We start from the raw sequence: 17,382 nt of genomic DNA on the forward strand, positions 1-17,382 counted from the left end.
GTGCGACGACAACAACAGGCTGTTCCCTTGAGCGATAGGCCGGTCGGGGGCGGCGGAACCAGTCGGTGATCGACGCCAGGGCGCCCCCAACGTGGGCGCCCTGTGCGTTCGGCATTGCCGTGAGCCAGTGATCTTGTGTCCGAGGGGGTGTCTGAGTTCAGGACATCGCGCACCCGTCTCGGGACATCGTTCACACCTGAGCCAAGGGGGTGGACGATGGGTATGCCGCAGCTGGTCGTCCCCGCGGTGCTGGTCGAGGGCCGTCGCAAGAGTGAGGTCGCCCGGGACTACGGCGTCTCCCGCCGCTGGGTGATCACCCTCGTCCAGCGATTCCTCGCCGAGGGCGATACCGGATTGCAACCGCGTTCCCGCCGGCCGTCGCGGAGCCCGACCCGGACCGCCGACGAGCTCGAGGACGAGATCGTCGCCATCCGCAAAGACCTCGACCGGCAGGGCCACGAGGCCGGCGCGGCCACCATCGCCGCCCACCTGACCCGCCGGCACGGCACCAGCCCGGCGGTCTCCACGATCTGGCGGATCCTGACCGCCCGCGGGTTCGTCACCCCGCAGCCGCACAAGCGGCCCAAGAGCAGCTACGTCCGGTTCGCCGCCGAGCAGCCCAATGAGCGCTGGCAGGCCGACATCACCCACTGGCCACTAGCCGAGGGCGTCGACGCCGAGATCCTCAACTGGCTCGACGATCACTCCCGCCTGTGCCTGACCTCCACCGCGGCCATGGTGTTCACCGCCCCGGCCGTCGACGCCGTCTACCGCGCCGCGGCCGACCGGCACGGGGATCCGGCCGGCGTGCTGACCGACAACGGCGCCGTCTTCACCGGCCGCTACCGCGGCCACGGCCGGGTCGCCCCGGAAGTCACCCTGCACGCCCGCGGCGTGATCTTCAGCCATTCCCGGCCCTACCACCCGCAGACCTGCGGCAAGGTCGAACGCTTCCACCAGACCCAGAAGAAGTGGTTGGCCACCCAGCCCCGCGCCGCCACCCTCGACCAGCTGCAGGCCCAGCTCGACGCGTTCCGCGGCTACTACAGCACCGTCCGGCCGCACCGCGCCCTCAACCGTCACACCCCGGCCGAGGCTTACGCCGCACGACCCAAGGCCAGCGCATCCGGCATCCCGCTGATCGACGGCCACTTCCGGGTCCGCCACGACAAGATCGACACCAACGGCAAGCTCACCCTGCGACACAACAGCCGGCTGCACCACATCGGCATCGGCCGCCGCCACGCCGGCACACCCGTCCTTGTCCTCGCCCACGACCTGCACATCCGCGTGCTCAGCACCAGCGGACAACTACTGCGCGATCTGACCCTGGACCCCAACCTGGACTACCGACCACAGGCCCTAACGTGAACGATGTCCCGAGACACCTGTGCGGTGTCTCGGGACATCGCACAAAGTGTCCGAGGGGCGACACGCTACATACGCACACGCCTGTCGTCGCAATCTCCTGGCGCGGTCCTCGACGGGGGCCGCCAGCCGGTGGACGGAAGAAGCCCGTCTCGCACGGGCGGGCTGTCCCGGCTGGGGTACCCCGCACCGGGGGCATACCGGCGCCAAGCGTTGACGTCGGCCGTCGGCTCCCTCCGGGGCTAATCGCCGATCCAGTTGCCGTGGAAGCCCAGAGGGACCCGCACCGGCAGGTGCACCCGGGCCACCGGCTCGCCGGTGAAGTCCTGGCCGGCCAGCAGCACCAGGTCGGTGGCGCCGCGGTCGGGATCGTGCACGAAGGCCATGACGTAGCCGTCGTCCTCGGCCGCATCGGGGGACGACGGGGCGAACACCGCCTCCCCGGCGGTGGCGTCCCTGCCGAATGCGTGGACCTGCGTCGTCCCGGCCATCAGGTCATGCTTGATGAGCGTGTTGGCGAACGCGGTGTCGGTGAGGTCGCCGTTTCCGTCGACCATTGCACGGCTGACCTCTGCGATCTCTACACTGTAGCCGTAGCGGTAGGGGCGGGAGATCACGCGTTCGTCGGCCCGCGGGAACTCCTGGGTGCGGTCGTCGAGTCGCTGCTGGACGACTTTCCCGGCGGCGGGGTCGACGATCCACCGGTCGAGGGTGAGCGGCCCCCGGCCGGAGAGGATGGAGACGTCGTAGGAGCCCTGGTACCGGCACATGTCCACCACGACCTGGTCGCCATCGTCGTAGGCGTTGAGGGTGTGGAAGACCCAGCACGGCTCTACCTCGATCCACTGGACCTCGCGCGCAGTCCCCGCGCGGGGCAGCAGGCCGATTCGGGCCTGGTGCGTCGGGTTCCACGTGTAGGGCAGCTGGCTTCCCGCGGCGACCGCGTCCATGCTGAAGGTGACCGGCAGGTCGAACAGGACGACGTAGCGCTCGGTCAGGGCGAAGTCATGGATCATCGGCCCGTCGCTGACAGGGATGTCGGTGGTCGATCGGACCGTGCCATCGGGGCCGACGACGATGTGCTGGATGTGGTCCAAGGCCCAGTAGTAGGCGATCGCGTGCAGGTCGCCGGCCCGCCGGTCGAGCTTGGTGTGCGCGGCGTAGCCGCCCGGCAGGGTGCCGCCGAAGTCGCACGGCGCGACCGTGTCCAGCTCGTAGGTCAGCTCGTAGGGCAGCGGACCGGACTCCACGGTGGCGAGGGTCCGTCCACCGTGCGAGAGGACGTGTGTGTTGGCCGGGAAATCCATCCCGTCGTGCTCCGGGCCGCCCGCCCAGGTCTCGCCCAGTGCCGCGGCCACATCTCGCGACCGCACCCAGCGATTGCGGTACCACTCGGCCCGGCCATCACGCAGCCGGACGCCGTGCACCATGCCCGGGCCCAGGAACCAGTGTGCTTCGGCGTCGTCGAGACCGATCGGGTTAGGGCCGTTGCGCAGATAGCGGCCGCTGAGCTCCACCGGCAGGCTGCCCGTGACGGGGAGGTCGAACGCCGTGACCTCCTCGGTGACCGGAGCGAACGGGCCTTCGTGGAATGCGCTGTGGATCATGGCGGTCTCCTCCGACGCTCCCGAGGCCGAGGGCGCGGCCCAAGCGTGCCCTCCGGCAGAGCCCCCGACCAGGGTCGGACTACTCGGGCGAAGGCGACTCACCGGGCACCTGGCGCCATGGGGCAGGCTTCGCGCCCGATCGGCCCCTCTGCGGATCACGAGCGGCGACACGCACCGAAGTGAAGCCGATGCATCCGCGGCCACCGGCGGAGACGAAGACCGGGCATGAGCGTGATGACTACGGACGGCGCCCCGGACGTCCTCCTCGTGGAGTTCGAGCTGGCCCGCCTGGACCTGGCGGCGGCCACCGCGGTCCTGCGCCACAAGGACACACCTGCCGCGCGCGGGGAGGTCGCGATCTGCCGGGCGCGGATCGACAGGATCCTCGACTCCTGGAACGCCGGCGCCCGAGTCCCGCTGTGACTCGGCCGTCGTCATCTCCGACTCGGACGGCTTTCATGAGGACTCGTGGGGAGCCGTCGGCGCTCACGGCGGTCGCCAGATCGCGTCCGGGCGTCGGCCTCTCTGACGTCGTCGCCAGTCGCTGGTATCCGGATCGGCCCCCTGTTGCCAACGCGCTGACGGGAGCCGCCCGGCGCTGCTGGAGGTGGTGCACGGCGGGGGATAGGCAACCCGGCCGGTGCCTTGTGGACTCCGCACCCGCCTCGACTGCCGTGGATGGATGCACGGCTGACTCGGGTCCGCTGCCGGCGCCGGACGATTCGCGCCCAGCGCTCACCCTGCGCCGGTGAGGATCCTGGTCACCGGCGCGTCGGGGTTTGTGGGCCGCCGGCTGGTCGGCGCGCTCGACGGGGAAGGCCACGAGGTCCGCGCGATGACCCGACGCCCCGAGCGCTACGTGGGGGCCGGCCGGCCGGTCGCCGGAGACGTCGGGGAGGAGCGATCGCTGCGGCAGGCACTCAAGGGCTGCGACGCCGCCTACTACCTGGTGCACTCCCTCGACCACCCGGACTTCGAGCGCAAGGACGCCGATGCGGCGCGCGCCTTCGCCCGAGCAGCGGCCGCGACGGGAATCGACCGGATCGTCTACCTCGGCGGCCTGGGCCAGGACAGTGACCAGTTGTCCCGGCACCTGCGCAGCCGGCGGGAGGTCGAGCGGCTCCTGGGCGGCACCGGCGTGCCGGTGACGGTGCTGCGCGCGGGGATCGTGGTCGGACACGGCGGCGTGTCGTGGGAGCTGACCCGCCAGCTCGTGGCGCACCTGCCCGCGATGATCACCCCCCGGTGGGTCAGCACGCGCACGCAGCCGATCGCGGTCGCCGACGTCGTCCGGTATCTGGTCGGTGTCCTCGACGCACCGGAAACCGCCGGGCGGGTGTTCGAGGTGGGAGGCCCGGAGGTGCTCACCTACCTGCAGATGATGACCCGGGTCGCCGAGATCCAGAACCGGCACCTGTTCGTCGTGCCCGTGCCGCTGCTCAGCCCGCAGCTGTCCTCGCGCTGGCTGGCCCTGGTCACCGACGTGGACGTCGCAACCGGCCGCTCGCTCATCGATTCCATGACCAACGAGGTGGTCGTCACCGACGACGCCATCCGCTCGGTCGTGCCCTTCGACCCGATGGACTACGACGAGATGGTCATGGCCGCCCTGGTCGAACGGGCACGGGAACGCCGGCGGCAGGTCGGTGAGCGGCGCGGCGGATGGCTGAGCCGCGGAGCCCGCCGGTGACCCGCCGCCGTGCGCTCCCGGCGCGGGTCCGCCGGGTGGCCGGGCCGCTGCTGCGGAGCGTGCCCCGCGACCACTGGGAGAGCGACGAGGCCTTCCGGCGCCGCCGGCGGGTCACCGCCGCCACCGCGGTCGCCGGCGCGTCGCTGCTCGGGGTGTCGCTGTCGACGCCGCCCGGTTCGCCGCGGTTCTACGGGCTCACGCTCGGGGTGGCCGCCACCTGGGTGGTCGGCGGGCTGGCGTCCGGTCCGCTGCACCTGGGGCGGATGTTCGGGCCGGGGGAGCAGCTGCGCCGGCCGGTGGTCACGCCCGTCCTCTCCGGGGTCGGCGCGTTCGGCGCCTTCTACGCTGCGGCGCTGGTCGCCCGGCGGATCCCCGTCCTCGAGCGGGCGATCGCCTCGGTCCTCCGCTACGCCGACCAGGGGACGACGCCGCTGGTCCTCACCACCACGCTGGCCAACGGCGTCGCGGAGGAGTTCTTCTTCCGCGGCTCGGTCTACGCGGCGGCGGGCGCGGACCGGCCGGTGCTCGCCTCGACCGTCGTCTACGGGCTGGCCACGACGACCACCCGCAACCCGGCGCTCGTGCTGGCCAGCGTGCCGATGGGCCTGCTCTTCGCGCAGGAGCGCAGGATCACCGGCGGCGTGCAGGCGTCGATGCTCACCCACGTGGTGTGGTCGGCCCTCATGCTGCGCTACCTGCCGCCGCTGTTCACCCGCGGGCTCACCGAGGAGCGGGTCACGGCCGGCGCGTGAGGTGTCCGGGTGGGCGCGGCGGCCTCGACGACCGCCCCGCCCATCCGTCAGCGGCGACGGCGCACCAGGACGGTGCCCAGCGCCGCGGCCACCGCACCGGCCGCGAGGAGCCGGCGTCCCCGGTTGGCGGCGATCACCACCACGGCCGCGCGGGGCCGTACCCGCCGGGTTCCCAGCAGCAGCGCCCCGGCCGGCGAGTCGACGCCGGCGCCGGCGACGGCCACCGGACGCGTGGGGGACTCCAGGTGCGCGGTGATCCCGGAGGCGGCCAGTACCTCGGCCAGTCCACCCAGGTCGCGTCGGCCCGGCGCCACCCCCGTGCGTGCAGTCGCCGCCTCCCGGACCCGCGTCACGAAGGCGCCGACGTCCTCGGCGACGATCCGCACGTCCGCGCCGTCGGCGTGCACCTGCACGCCCGCCCCGTCCACCTCGAGCGACAGCTCACCGGACAGGTGCACCGGGCCCCGCGGGTCCGTCATCCCCGGCTGGCGTTCTCGGCGGTCGTGATGCGCAGGGTGCCGTTGAGCCGCCAGACGGCGCGGGGGGCATCCGGCCCGGTCTCGCGAGGAACCTCGATGACCATGTCGGCGAACTCGTAGTTGATGGCGGCGCTCTTGCCGGTCAGGTAGGCCCACATCTCCTTGCCGAGGTCGGCGAAGCTGGTGGTCTCGTGATTCTTGATGTCCCGGGAGCCGGTTGCGGCGTCGGTGCTGGTCATGCTCATGGCTTCGATCTCCTCGCGCGTCATGATGGCCGCCGGGGTTCCGACGATCTCTTCCGTGGGTTGCTTGATGACCTCTCTTCCGGATGACCGGTGCCCAGGGATGCGGACAGCTGGTCGCTCCTTCGGTGGTTTTTCGACAGCGGGTCGCCACCGTCGTGCCGCGGACGGGTGGACGGCATGGCTCCCTCCGCCCTTGTCGACGTGGCCTGGACGAAGGGGTCGGTAGGCGCCGCGGTGTCCCCGCGCTCGCCGAGCGGTCGGTGCGGGTGCGCGCCGTCGTCCGCCGCGCCGGCAGCGCGCATTCCCCTGAGAGTCACCGGGAACGCCAGCGACGCTGTGCCGGCGCATGTCGCTGGGCTCACGACCGTCTCGTCCGCCCGAGTGCCCCGGGCGATGAAGTCACGCCCGGTACGACTTCTACGCCTACAGCGTGCCGCTCCGGGTCGCGCGCGAGGAGTTGCTCACCGCCGCCCAGGCGTGGGACGAGGACGACACGCCGTTCCCCGAAGGGTAGGCGTCCGACACCAGCCAGGTCCGGCGGGACTGGCCCCTGAACGACAACAGGGCGCCCACGACATGGGCGCCCTACGATCGGCTCCGGCGAGCCAGTGATCTTGTGTCCGAGGCGCGACACGCTACATACGCACACGGCTACGGGCCTCCTGGCAGCGCTCTTGCTCGTGGCCGGCCGAGGCGCGGGCACACCAGCGCGACGATCGGCGTCCCCACGAACCTGGCCATGAGCACGGTCACCCTCATCGGCGGTCTCTGTGACCCGACCACTCGGGCCTCGTGGAGTCGTCGACACGATGGCCGGGGAGCAGGCCCGAGCGGACGAGCTTCTCGGCCAACGCCGTGCCGTCCCCGGCGCGGAAGAGAGGGATCGAGCCAACCCTTTCCTCGGTCTCGGGCGTCGCGGTGCCTATCGGTGCGACGCTCCGCAACGCGATGGCCGCCACCTGTTGGGGATGTGCGCGGGCGAAGTCGCGGTAGATCTCGGGATCGTGCTCGCCGTCGTCCCCGATCAGCACCCAGTCCACGCTGGGCAGCTCCTCGGCCAGCCGCTCCAGCGACCCCCGCTTGTGGGCCTTGCCGCTGCGAAACCATGCGCGTGGGCTGATGCCCCAGTCGGTCAACAGGAGCGCGCCCGCCGGGAAGCCGTGCCGGTCCAAGAAGTCGGTGATCGAGCCCGCCAGGTTCCACGGCCCGTTGCTCAGATAGATGACGGGTGCGTGTGGGGAATCCTCGACGAGACGGGCGAGCAGCGCTGCCATGCCGTCCACGGGGCGGCGGGTCGAGCCGTTGCCGGCGAAGGTGCGCCACGCAGCTCGGAGGGGATGTCGGATTCCGGTGATCCAGACCGTGTCGTCGATGTCGCAGACAACACCTCGGGTCGCATCGGGTGAGGCGACGTGCACCGGCACCGGCACCGGCGGACGGCCGTCGACGTGCAGGAGCGCGGAGATCTGCCCCGGAGGCAGCTCGACGGGGATGGTGAGGTCGATCAGGCCAGCCTCGTCGGCTCGTGTACGCACCCGCGTAGTGCCCAGGCTGATGTCGATCTCGCCGTGAGGCTGTTCCAGAGTGAGCAGCCGCCGCCAGCCAGGGATGTCGAGGCGGGCGTTGGGGTCCGTACCGGCCGGGGCGAGCAGGAGCCGCCCGCGCACCCGTGCCCGGCCCCGCGCGGCATAGCTGGGATAGCCGAGGGCTGCGGTGGTCCAGCCGCGGCGACGGGCGCGCACGGACAGCACCTCGTTGACGCGGGTCTGGACCCGGTACGCGGTGGCGACGAAGCGCAGCAACCGGCTCGGGGGAACGGCGGGTCGGTCGGTCATCGAGCACCTCCGGCGGCGAAGCGGCCAGCCGACCGTACTGAGCGACGAACGTCGCTGCAGTTCAGATCCGCAGTGCTGCGGCCTCGGCCGCGTTCGAGGGCGAGACCGTCGCCATCTGCAAGGACGTCGACCGGCACTGCCACGAGGCCGGCACGGCATCAATCGCCGCCCAACTGGAGCCCGGCACAGCACAAGCCCGGTCCGGCACACCTGTGGACGGTGTCCCGCGATATCGCGCTGGTGTCCGAGGGGGGACTTGAACCCCCACGCCCGATAAAGGGCACTAGCACCTCAAGCTAGCGCGTCTGCCATTCCGCCACCCGGACAGGTGGGCGCCCTCGCGAGCGCCAGGAGTCAGCATAGACGAGCCTCGACGGCGGTCGGGGGACCCCCGGTGGCAGGATCGGCCGCATGGCCGACCCGACCCCGCAGCCCCTCGCCGGCGCCCAGGACGAGGTCGCCGAGCTGCTCTCCGACCTCATCCGCATCGACACGACGAACACCGGCGACACGTCCACCAGCGCGGGGGAGCGCGCGGCCGCCGAGTGGGTGGCCTGCAAGCTCGCCGACGTCGGCATCGAGTCGGAGATCCACGAGTCCCAGCCCGGCCGCGCCAGCCTGGTCGCCCGCATCCCCGGCGCCGACCGGTCCCGCCCGGCACTGTTGGTGCACGGCCACCTCGACGTCGTCCCCGCGGATCCGGCCGAGTGGAGCGTCCACCCGTTCTCCGGCGAGGAGCGCGACGGCTACGTCTGGGGCCGCGGCGCCGTCGACATGAAGGACATGGACGCCATGGTGCTGGCGCTGGTCCGGGACTGGGCCCGCACCGGCGTCCAGCCGCCCCGCGACATCGTCCTGGCCTACGTCGCCGACGAGGAGGCCGGCGGCAAGCTCGGCGCCCGCTGGCTCGTCGACGAGCACCCCGGTCTCTTCCTGGGCTGCACCGAGGCGATCAGCGAGGTCGGCGGGTTCTCCATCACCGTCCGCGACGACCTGCGGCTCTACCTCGTCCAGACCGCCGAGAAGGGCCTGGCCTGGATGCGGCTGACGGCCACCGGCAGGCCCGGCCACGGCTCGTTCGTGCACGACGACAACGCCGTCACCCGGCTCTGCGAGGCGGTCGCCCGCCTTGGCTCCGCCCGGCTGCCCACCACCCTCACCCCGCCGATGCGCGCCTTCCTCGCGGCGGTCGAGGACGCCTACGGCGTCGAGATCGACCCCGACCAGCCGGAGGAGGCGCTGGCCCGCCTGGGCAGCATCAGCCGGATGATCGGCGCGGCCCTGCGCAACACGGTCAACCCCACGATGCTCGACGCCGGCTACAAGGCGAACGTCATCCCCGGCACCGCGAGCGCGACGGTCGACGGGCGCTTCCTGTACGGCCAGCAGGAGGAGTTCGAGCGCCAGCTGGCCGGCCTGATCGGTGAGGGCGTCCAGCGCGAGTGGATCGTCCACGACCAGGCCGTGGAGACGACGTTCGACGGCCCGCTGGTCGACCAGATGGTCGCCGCCCTCAAGGCCGAGGACGACGGCGCGCGCCCCGTGCCCTTCACCATGAGCGGCGGCACCGACGCCAAGAGCTTCGAGCGCCTCGGCATGCGCTGCTTCGGCTTCTCCCCGCTGCGGCTGCCGCCGGACCTCGACTTCGCCTCGCTGTTCCACGGCATCGACGAACGGGTCCCGGTCGAGTCGCTGAAGTTCGGCATCCGGGTACTGGACCGGTTCCTACGCTCTGCATGATGGGGGAGTGACCGACACCACGCCCGCGCCCGGCTCCGTCGCACTCGTCACCGGGGGGACCGGCGGTTTCGGTCGCGCGCTGGCCCCCAAGCTCCGGGCGCTCGGCGTCACCGTCATCCTCGCCGACCTCGACAGCGACCGGGCGCGGCAGGTCGCCGGTGATCTGGACAGCGAGTTCGTCGCCCTCGACGTCACCGACCGCGCCGCCAACGAGGCCGTCGTCGCGCAGGTCGAGGCCGAGCACGGCCGCCTCGACGCGGTCTTCCTCAACGCCGGGATCGCCGGGTTCGACTCCGAGGACCTCTTCGACCTGGAGAACTTCCTGCACGTGGTCGACGTCGACCTGCTCGGCGTCGTCTACGGGGCCGCGGCCGCGATTCCCGCGCTGCAGCGCGCCGGCGGCGGGGCGATCGTCGTGACGGCGTCCCTCGCCGGCCTCTCACCCATGGCGACCGACCCCGGCTACAGCGTGGCCAAGGGCGGGGCGGTGGCCTTCGTGCGCTCGATGGCGCCCCGGCTGTCTGCCGAGGACATCACGATCACGGCGATCTGCCCGGGCTTCGCCGACACCGCGATCATCGACCCGATCCGCGAGGAATTCGAGAAGGCCGGCTTCCCGGTGCTCACCGCCGACGAGGTCGCGGACGCGATGGTCGCCGCCTGGGCGTCGGGGGAGCCGGGCGCGGCCTACATCATCCAGCCCGGCATCGGCGCCGTCCCGTACAAGTTCAAGGGCGTGCCCTCGGCGAAGACCGGAACCGGCGAGACCGCCGTCGTCCCGGAGGCGCTGCGCCCGCCGTCCATGCGCTGAACCCCGGAAGGCCAGGATCTGCCGGCAGGCCCATGCCCGGGTCGATACTGGTCGCGCGGGCGCACGGCAGCGCCCCGGCGAGGTGCGTCATGCGACACGAACTCCGGACCGAGATCGACATCGAGGCCCCACCGGACAAGGTCTGGGCCGAGCTGGCCGACCTGGACGCCTACGCCGGGTGGAATCCGTTCATCACGAGAGCGGAGGGCGCGGCCGAGGCGGGTCGACGGCTGTCGCTCCGGATGCAACCGGCGGGCGGCCGAGCGATGACCATCCGTCCGCGCGTCACCGCGGCATCCCCGGGGTCAGCTCTCGAGTGGCTCGGACACCTGGGCGTCCCCGGGATCTTCGACGGCCGGCATCGCTTCGAGCTGACCGCGACCCCCTCGGGGACCCACCTCGTCCAGCGAGAGACGTTCCGCGGTGTGCTCGTCCGGCCTCTGCGACGGTCGCTGGACACCGGTACACGCGCCGGCTTCGAGGCGATGAACGCGGCGCTGCGCCGACGCGTCCTGGAGACACGACCGGAGTCCTGACGGCCCCGCCGACCGCGAGCGAGGGGTGTTCGTCGTCCGGCGCCCTTCCTAGACTCCCGCAATGGTCGAGTACCGCAGCCATCGCCGGGTCCGCATGGGCGGACGCGACCCGGCCGAGGAGCACCGCGCGGCGACTCCGCTGGAGCTGCTGTTCGACCTGACCTTCGTCATCGCCTTCGGTACGGCCGCCAACGAGCTGGCCCACCAGCTCGCCGAGGGGCACTTCGGGGCGGCACTCCTCGGGTTCTCCCTCGCGACGTTCGCCATCGCGTGGGCGTGGATCAACTTCTCCTGGTTCGCCTCGGCCTACGACACCGACGACTGGATCTTCCGGCTGGCCACGATGGTGCAGATGGTCGGCGTGCTGGTGTTCGCGCTCGGCCTGCCCGACATGTTCGCCTCCCTCTACGAGGGCGAGACGGTGGACAACCGGGTCATGGTGGCCGGCTACGTCGTGATGCGTCTGGCCCTGGTGTTCCAGTGGCTGCGGGCCGCACGCCAGGACCCGGACCGTCGCGGCGCATGCCACAAGTACGTGACGACGCTGCTCGTGGCTCAGGCCGGGTGGATCGCCCTCGCCGTGGCGGAGACATCGGTCGCCGTCACGTTCCTGTGGGTCGCGGTCCTGCTGCTGGTCGAGACGGGAGGGCCGGTGCTCGCCGAGACCCGGCACGGCGGGACGCCGTGGCACCCCCACCACATCGCCGAGCGGCACGGACTCCTCGTGATCATCGCCCTCGGGGAGGGCCTGCTCGGCACCGCGTTCGCACTGAGCGTCCTGGTCGGCCCCGAGGGGCCCGGCTGGTCGGTCGAGGTCGTCGTCCTCGGCCTCGCCGGGACGGCGCTCACCTTCGGGATGTGGTGGATCTACTTCATCCTGCCGATGGGCGGGATCCTCGAGCGGCACCGCGAGCGCTCCTTCGGCTGGGGCTACGGCCACATCCCGCTGTTCGGCGCCCTGGCCGCCGTGGGCGCCGGGCTGCACGCCGCCGCCTACTACCTCGAGCACCACAGCGTCCTCGGCACCACGGGGACCGTGCTCACGGTGGCGATCCCCGTGGCGCTGTACGTCGTCACGATCTGCGTCCTCTACTACCAGCTCTCCCGGGTCTTCGACCCGTTCCACCTGCTGCTGCTGGCCGGTACCGCGGTGGTCGTCCTCGCATCGATCGGCATGGCGGCGGCCGGGACGCCGATGGTCTGGTGCCTCGCGGTCCTGGCGCTGACACCCTGGGTCACCGTCGTGGGGTACGAGACCGTCGGATACCGCCACGGCGAGGAATCGGTGGCCCGCCTCTGAGCACCCGGTGACGGCGCTCACTTCGCGTCTGGCAAGGTCGCTGCATGCGTGCATGGCGGGTCCACGAACTCGGTGATCCCTCGAAGGTCATGAGCCTCGACGAGATCGACCAGCCGGTCCCCGGCGAGGGCCAGGTGCTGGTCAAGGTCCGGGCGGCGGCACTGAACTTCCCTGACGTCCTCATGGCGCAGGGCCTCTACCAGGAGAAGCCGCCGCTGCCCTATACGCCCGGCGTCGAGCTGTGCGGGGAGATCGTCGAGACCGGCCAGCGCGTCATCGGCGGGCCGTCCCGGGGCCCGGGCGCCTTCGCCGAGTACGCCCTGATGGACGCCGACAACGCCTGGCCCGTGCCGGACGGCATGACCGACGAGAAGGCCGCGGCGCTGTACCTGACCTACCAGACCGGCTACGTGGGCCTGCACCGCCGCGCGAACATCCAGGCCGGCGACTGGCTGCTCGTCCATGCCGGCGCCGGAGGAGTGGGCTCGGCGGCGATCCAGCTGGGCAAGGCCGTCGGCGCGAAGGTCATCGCGACCGCGGGCGGGGAGCGGAAGACCGCCATCTGCCGCGAGCTCGGCGCCGACCACGTCATCGACTACACGACCGAGGACTTCGTCCCGATCGTCAAGGAGCTCACCGGAGGGCGCGGCGCCGACATCGTCTACGACCCGGTCGGCGGAGACGTCTTCGACAAGTCCCGCAAGTGCATCGCCTTCGAGGGCCGGATCGTCGTCGTCGGGTTCACCAGCGGCCGCATCCCCGAGGCCCCGGCCAACCACCTGCTGGTCAAGAACTACAGCGTGGTGGGCCTGCACTGGGGGCTCTACCGGACGATGGACCCCCCGCGGATCGGGATGGTGCACGAGGAGCTGACCCGCCTGGTGACCGACGGCCACATCGACCCGCTGATCGGGGAGACGCTGCCGCTGGACCAGGCGCCCCAGGCCCTGGCGAAGCTGGCGGACCGCAGCACCGTCGGCAAGGTCGTGCTCGTTCCCTGAGCATCGGCGTTCCCGCGGGAAGGTTCTAGCCTGGGCCGGTCATGCCGAGCCCTCCGCTGCCCCTCGTCGACGAGCGCGCGCACCTGCGGGCCGACTGCGCGAACTGCGCCGCCCTCTGCTGCGTCGCGCCCGCCTTCGCGGCATCGGCGGACTTCGCGATCGACAAGCCGGCCGGACGGCCGTGCCCGAACCTGCGCGACGACGACCTGTGCGGCATCCACGACCGGCTGCGCGACCGCGGGTTCCCCGGTTGCGCGGTGTTCGACTGCTTCGGCGCCGGCCAGCACGTGACCCAGGGGACCTTCGCCGGCCGCACCTGGCGGGAGACCGCGGGCCTGGCGGGACCGATGTTCGCCGTCCTGCCTGTCATGCGGCAGCTGCACGAGATGCTCTGGTACCTGTCCGAGGCGGCCACTCACGCGGCGGCGGCGTCGCTGCACGGGGAGATCGACGCGGCCCGCCGGCGTACCGAGCGAGCCGCGGACGGCACCGCGGAGGAGCTGAGCGCCATGGACGTGGCGGCCGCTCGTCGCGAGGTGGGCGACCTCCTGGAGCGGGTCAGCGAGCTGGTCCGGAGCGGTTCCCGGGCACCGGATCGCCGGGGTGCCGACCTGATCGGCCGGGACCTGCGGCGGGCCAGGCTCGGGAACGCCGGCCTGCGCGGCGCCTATCTGATCGGTGCGGACCTGCGCGGGGTCGACCTGGGGACGGCGGACCTGCTGGGAGCCGACCTGCGGGCGGCGGACGTCCGGGGGGCCGACCTGAGCCGGTGCCTATTCCTGACGCAGCCGCAGGTCACCGCGGCCCGGGGCGATTCGTCGACCCGCATCCCCGGCGCCCTGACCCGCCCCGCGCACTGGAGCGGCGGAGCCGTGGACCGGCCCGGGACGAGCCGCTAGATGTGCGGCCCGGGGAGGTAGGCGAGCCGGGCGCGGCGCCGCAGGATGACCTTGCGTGTGCCGTCGGCGTGCAGCTGGAGCCGGGCCAGCTCCCAGCCGCCGGTGTCCGCCTGCAGGCTCAGCATGGTGGCCGCTGCGGACCGGGACGTGCCCGGGGGGATCCGCAGCGGCGCGTACTGGTAATCCGCGGCCGCCTCCATCGGGCCGATTGTGCATGCCGGAGGCCGATCGGTCACGTGTCCGTCGCCCGGTCGCGCGACCCCGCCTGCTCCGCGGCCGGTCAGACGGCAGGATGGACGGCGCCCGTTCAGCACTCCGGAGGGAGACGACGTGACCGAGCCGGCACCGTCCAGCGACGTGCCCGAAGCCGACCGCGCCGAGCAGCAGGCGCTGGTGGAGCCCATCGCCGCGGGGGACGTCACCCCGCCCGGCGACGGCGTGCCCGAGGCCGACGCTCTCGAGCAGCAGCTGTCCGCCCGTCCGGGGGAGGCGGAGATCCCGTCGCAGCCGGTCGGCGACCGCGAGGCGAACGAGGCCGACGTCCTCGAGCAGGAGATCGACGTACCGGCGGACGAGGACGAGATCCCCGGCTGACCTCTCCGGGTGAACTTCGGCGTGTCCGGGGTGGAAGAGCAGCGCGTGGGGAAAGCTGCCCGCCGTGACCTCGCTCCTCGCCCTGCTGATCCTGGCGGGGCTGCCGCTCCTCCTCTGGCAGCTCGGCCGCCAGGGGTACTGGACCCGCCTGCGCACCCGCGTGGACGCCGACCCCGCGGCCGAGCTGTTGCGGCGGCACGACCTGGCCGCCCGCGAGGCGGCGGCGGTGACCACGGCGGTCGAGCGGGGACGGGAGCTGGAGGACCCGGCGCTGCGGCGGGCCGCGGTGGACCTGGCCCGGTTGTCGCTGGCCCGGAGCCAGCCCCGCGGCAGCGGCACCTCCTGGGGATCCCGGGTCGTCGTCCTGCTGGCCGCGGTCTGGGGAACGCTGGTCGTCGCCGACGCGGGGTTCGCGCTCGCCTTCGGCCGGTTCGCTGACGTCAACTGGTTCACGCTGGTGGGCGCCGCGCTCGTCTTCAGCTCGCCGATCCGCCGGGGCATCCGTCTGCACAGGGCCATCGCCCTCAACGCCGACCGGCCCGCCGGCCGCGAGTAGCCCTCAGCCCTCGGCGAGCAGCCGGGCCAGCCGGGTGCGTCGCGGCCGGACGTCGACCTCGCGCACCGCCCGGGCCAGCGCGGCCCCGCTGGCGTGCACGATCGACAGGTGCTGCTGCGCCCGGGTCAGCGCGGTGTAGACCAGCGGCCGCGACAGCATCCCGCCCGCCTCCGGCGGCAGGACGACGACCACACCGGGCCACTCCGAGCCCTGCGCGCGGTGCACCGTGATCGCCCAGCCGTGCCGCAGGTCGAACAGGGCCTGCCCCGTGACGGTGACCGGACCGGAGGCGAACGAGACGTCGAGGGAGCCCTCGCCGGTGCCGGTGACCACCCCGACCTCACCGTTCGCGAACCCGACCGGCTCGAGGTCCATGTGGTTCGCGGTCGCCACCACCCGGTCGCCGGGGTCGAACCCGAAGACCGTGCCGGTTCCCGGGTTCAGCTCCGCCTTGAGCGCCTTGTTCAGCTCGATCGTGCCGGCCGGGCCCCGGTGCACCGGCGTCACCACCTGGATCGCGCCCGGCTCGATGCCGAGCGCCCGGGGGATGGAGTCGGTGACCAGCTGCACGACGCGGCGCGCCGCCTCGGCGCTGCCCGTCGCCGGCACGACGACGACCTCGCGGTCGGGGGAGTCGACCTTGGGCAGCTCGCCGCCGCGGACGGCCGTGGCCAGGCGGGCGATCGCGCCGCCCTCGGCCTGCCGGTACAGCGTGGTCAGCTCGGTGACCGGGACGACGCCGGAGTCGATCATGTCGCCCAGCACGTGGCCCGGCCCGATCGACGGCAGCTGCGCGGGGTCGCCGACCAGCAGCAGGTGCGTGCCGTCGGGACAGGCCTCGAGCAGGGCGGCGGTCAGCTCGACGTCCAGCATCGAGGCCTCGTCCACGACGATGACGTCGGCGTCCAGCGGCCACTCCTCGTTCCGGGAGAAGCCGCCGGACGTGCCCTGCGCCCCGAGCAGCCGGTGGACCGTCACCGCCGGGTGGTCGGTGAGCTCCTCCAGCCGCTTCGCCGCCCGGCCGGTGGGGGCGGCCAGGGCGATGTCGGTGCCCTTGGCCCGCAGCAGCTTCACGATGGCGGCGACCGTCCGGCTCTTGCCGGTGCCCGGCCCACCGGTGAGCAGGCTGACCCCGGCGCCCAGCACCTGCGCCACCGCCTCGGCCTGCGCCTTGTCCAGCCCCTTGGCCACCGAGCGCACCGACGCCGGGTCGGCGATCCGCTCGGCCGTGGCGGTCAGGCGCGCGACCGCCTCCGCGACCAGCTCCTCCGCCATGCCGTAGCGGGCCAGCGACAGGGTGCGCAGCGCCGGATCCGGCTCGGCGTCCGCATCCTCCGGCTCGGGCGGCTCGTGCTCCAGCACGTCGCCGGACTCGACCGCGGCGACGATCGCCGCGACCGGGTCGCTGGTGCCCTCGGCCTGCAGGGCCGCCACGACCAGGTCGGCCGGCAGGACGGTGTGCCCGTCCCGGGTCGCCGTCCGCAGGGTGAGCCCGACGATGGCCCGGCCGCGCCGGGTGTCCTGCCGGTCGGCGCCCTTGAGGACGGCGATCGCCAGCCGGTCGGCGTCCCCGAGCGACACCCCGGACAGCGAGAGCAGCGCCCACGGGTCGTCGCGCAGGCGCCGGGCGGCGTCCGGGCCGAGGGTGTCGGCGACGCCGGCGGCGAGCTTGGCCGCCAGGCCGGCGCCCACGAGCAGCTCGACGACCTCGTAGGTGGGCGCCGCGGCCAGGAAGCTGGAGAAGAGCCGCTCGGCCCGCTGGCGGCCGACCTTGGGCAGCTTGATCAGCCGGTCGGCGGTGACGTCGTCCGGCGCGGTGATCCCGGCGGCCGGGAGATCGGCCGCCGTCCGCTTGCCCAGCCCGGGCCAGAGGCCGGCCGCACAGAACGCGGCGAAGACCGGATCGCTGGCCGCCGGCGCGGTTGCCGCCTCGCTCACCCCGTGCTCCTGGCGGCCGAGACGGCCATGT

At 72.8% G+C, this 17,382-nt stretch carries 18 protein-coding genes and 1 tRNA gene; 12 read left to right on the plus strand and 7 right to left on the minus strand.

Translation table 11 applies throughout. The features are described 5' to 3' along the window. The first annotated feature begins 216 nt into the window (after positions 1-216). Positions 217-1,371 carry an integrase core domain-containing protein gene (locus tag E4P39_RS06070; RefSeq protein WP_135135495.1) on the plus strand — a complete coding sequence of 385 codons (1,155 nt, stop codon included), beginning with the start codon at positions 217-219 and terminating at the stop codon, positions 1,369-1,371. Positions 1,372-1,610: 239 nt separating this feature from the next. Here the strand turns inward: E4P39_RS06070 and E4P39_RS06075 are convergent, their stop codons facing one another. Further along, on the minus strand, positions 1,611-2,975 hold the full coding sequence (locus tag E4P39_RS06075) for a carotenoid oxygenase family protein (protein ID WP_135135496.1): 1,365 nt from the start codon (positions 2,973-2,975) through the stop codon (positions 1,611-1,613). A 225-nt stretch (positions 2,976-3,200) separates the two neighbouring features. Between E4P39_RS06075 and E4P39_RS06080 the strand changes: the two genes are divergently transcribed. The 3 genes from E4P39_RS06080 (at position 3,201) to E4P39_RS06090 (ending at position 5,417) form a co-directional block, all read left to right on the plus strand. Then, on the plus strand, positions 3,201-3,398 hold the full coding sequence (locus tag E4P39_RS06080; protein ID WP_135135497.1) for a hypothetical protein: 198 nt from the start codon (positions 3,201-3,203) through the stop codon (positions 3,396-3,398). Positions 3,399-3,723: 325 nt separating this feature from the next. Continuing rightward, positions 3,724-4,665 (plus strand): NAD(P)H-binding protein, encoded by a 942-nt coding sequence (locus E4P39_RS06085; RefSeq protein ID WP_135135498.1) that lies wholly within the window; start codon positions 3,724-3,726, stop codon positions 4,663-4,665. Further along, on the plus strand, positions 4,662-5,417 hold the full coding sequence (locus tag E4P39_RS06090; protein WP_245159662.1) for a CPBP family intramembrane glutamic endopeptidase: 756 nt from the start codon (positions 4,662-4,664) through the stop codon (positions 5,415-5,417). Before E4P39_RS06085 ends, E4P39_RS06090 begins: the two co-directional genes overlap by 4 nt. 47 nt (positions 5,418-5,464) lie before the next feature. On the opposite strand, the gene E4P39_RS06095 is transcribed toward E4P39_RS06090, so the two are convergent. From E4P39_RS06095 to E4P39_RS06110, 4 genes are all read right to left on the minus strand, one after another. Next, the gene (locus E4P39_RS06095; RefSeq protein ID WP_135135500.1) at positions 5,465-5,896 is read right to left on the minus strand and encodes a hypothetical protein; all 432 of its coding nucleotides are present in this window, start codon (positions 5,894-5,896) and stop codon (positions 5,465-5,467) included. Next, on the minus strand, positions 5,893-6,141 hold the full coding sequence (locus E4P39_RS06100) for a hypothetical protein (RefSeq protein WP_209306378.1): 249 nt from the start codon (positions 6,139-6,141) through the stop codon (positions 5,893-5,895). Before E4P39_RS06100 ends, E4P39_RS06095 begins: the two co-directional genes overlap by 4 nt. Before the next feature lie 755 nt (positions 6,142-6,896). After that, a complete protein-coding gene (locus tag E4P39_RS06105; protein WP_135135501.1) occupies positions 6,897-7,976 on the minus strand; it encodes a phosphatase domain-containing protein in 1,080 nt (359 codons plus the stop codon). A gap of 238 nt (positions 7,977-8,214) precedes the next feature. Then, positions 8,215-8,302: transfer RNA gene (locus E4P39_RS06110), tRNA-Leu, on the minus strand. Between the two features lie 85 nt (positions 8,303-8,387). Between E4P39_RS06110 and E4P39_RS06115 the strand changes: the two genes are divergently transcribed. The 6 genes from E4P39_RS06115 to E4P39_RS06140 all read left to right on the plus strand — a co-directional run bounded on the left by E4P39_RS06115 (position 8,388) and on the right by E4P39_RS06140 (position 14,263). Further along, positions 8,388-9,716: a M20/M25/M40 family metallo-hydrolase gene (locus E4P39_RS06115; RefSeq protein WP_135135502.1), complete on the plus strand. Its 1,329-nt coding sequence runs from the start codon at positions 8,388-8,390 to the stop codon at positions 9,714-9,716. Positions 9,717-9,723: 7 nt separating this feature from the next. After that, complete coding sequence (locus E4P39_RS06120) at positions 9,724-10,527, plus strand: SDR family oxidoreductase (RefSeq protein ID WP_135135503.1); 804 nt, start codon at positions 9,724-9,726, stop codon at positions 10,525-10,527. An 89-nt stretch (positions 10,528-10,616) separates the two neighbouring features. Then, a complete protein-coding gene (locus tag E4P39_RS06125) occupies positions 10,617-11,063 on the plus strand; it encodes an SRPBCC domain-containing protein (RefSeq protein WP_135135504.1) in 447 nt (148 codons plus the stop codon). Positions 11,064-11,124: 61 nt separating this feature from the next. After that, a complete protein-coding gene (locus E4P39_RS06130; protein WP_245159663.1) occupies positions 11,125-12,363 on the plus strand; it encodes a low temperature requirement protein A in 1,239 nt (412 codons plus the stop codon). A 44-nt stretch (positions 12,364-12,407) separates the two neighbouring features. After that, on the plus strand, positions 12,408-13,364 hold the full coding sequence (locus tag E4P39_RS06135; protein WP_135135505.1) for an NADPH:quinone oxidoreductase family protein: 957 nt from the start codon (positions 12,408-12,410) through the stop codon (positions 13,362-13,364). A gap of 41 nt (positions 13,365-13,405) precedes the next feature. Further along, positions 13,406-14,263, plus strand: coding sequence for a pentapeptide repeat-containing protein (locus tag E4P39_RS06140; RefSeq protein ID WP_135135506.1), 858 nt, complete (start codon positions 13,406-13,408; stop codon positions 14,261-14,263). On the opposite strand, the gene E4P39_RS06145 is transcribed toward E4P39_RS06140, so the two are convergent. After that, positions 14,260-14,463, minus strand: coding sequence for a DUF5703 family protein (locus E4P39_RS06145; RefSeq protein ID WP_135135507.1), 204 nt, complete (start codon positions 14,461-14,463; stop codon positions 14,260-14,262). The genes E4P39_RS06140 and E4P39_RS06145 overlap by 4 nt on opposite strands. A 130-nt stretch (positions 14,464-14,593) precedes the next feature. Between E4P39_RS06145 and E4P39_RS06150 the strand changes: the two genes are divergently transcribed. Together E4P39_RS06150 and E4P39_RS06155 are read left to right on the plus strand one after the other, a co-directional pair. Then, positions 14,594-14,857 carry a hypothetical protein gene (locus E4P39_RS06150; RefSeq protein ID WP_135135508.1) on the plus strand — a complete coding sequence of 88 codons (264 nt, stop codon included), beginning with the start codon at positions 14,594-14,596 and terminating at the stop codon, positions 14,855-14,857. A 64-nt stretch (positions 14,858-14,921) separates the two neighbouring features. Further along, positions 14,922-15,413 carry a hypothetical protein gene (locus E4P39_RS06155; RefSeq protein ID WP_135135509.1) on the plus strand — a complete coding sequence of 164 codons (492 nt, stop codon included), beginning with the start codon at positions 14,922-14,924 and terminating at the stop codon, positions 15,411-15,413. A 3-nt stretch (positions 15,414-15,416) separates the two neighbouring features. On the opposite strand, the gene E4P39_RS06160 is transcribed toward E4P39_RS06155, so the two are convergent. Next, positions 15,417-17,351, minus strand: a complete 1,935-nt coding sequence (locus E4P39_RS06160; protein ID WP_135135510.1) for an AAA family ATPase — start codon at positions 17,349-17,351, stop codon at positions 15,417-15,419. Positions 17,352-17,382: the final 31 nt, after the last annotated feature.

This window comes from Blastococcus sp. CT_GayMR19 (assembly GCF_004570385.1).
GTDB lineage: Bacteria > Actinomycetota > Actinomycetes > Mycobacteriales > Geodermatophilaceae > Blastococcus_B.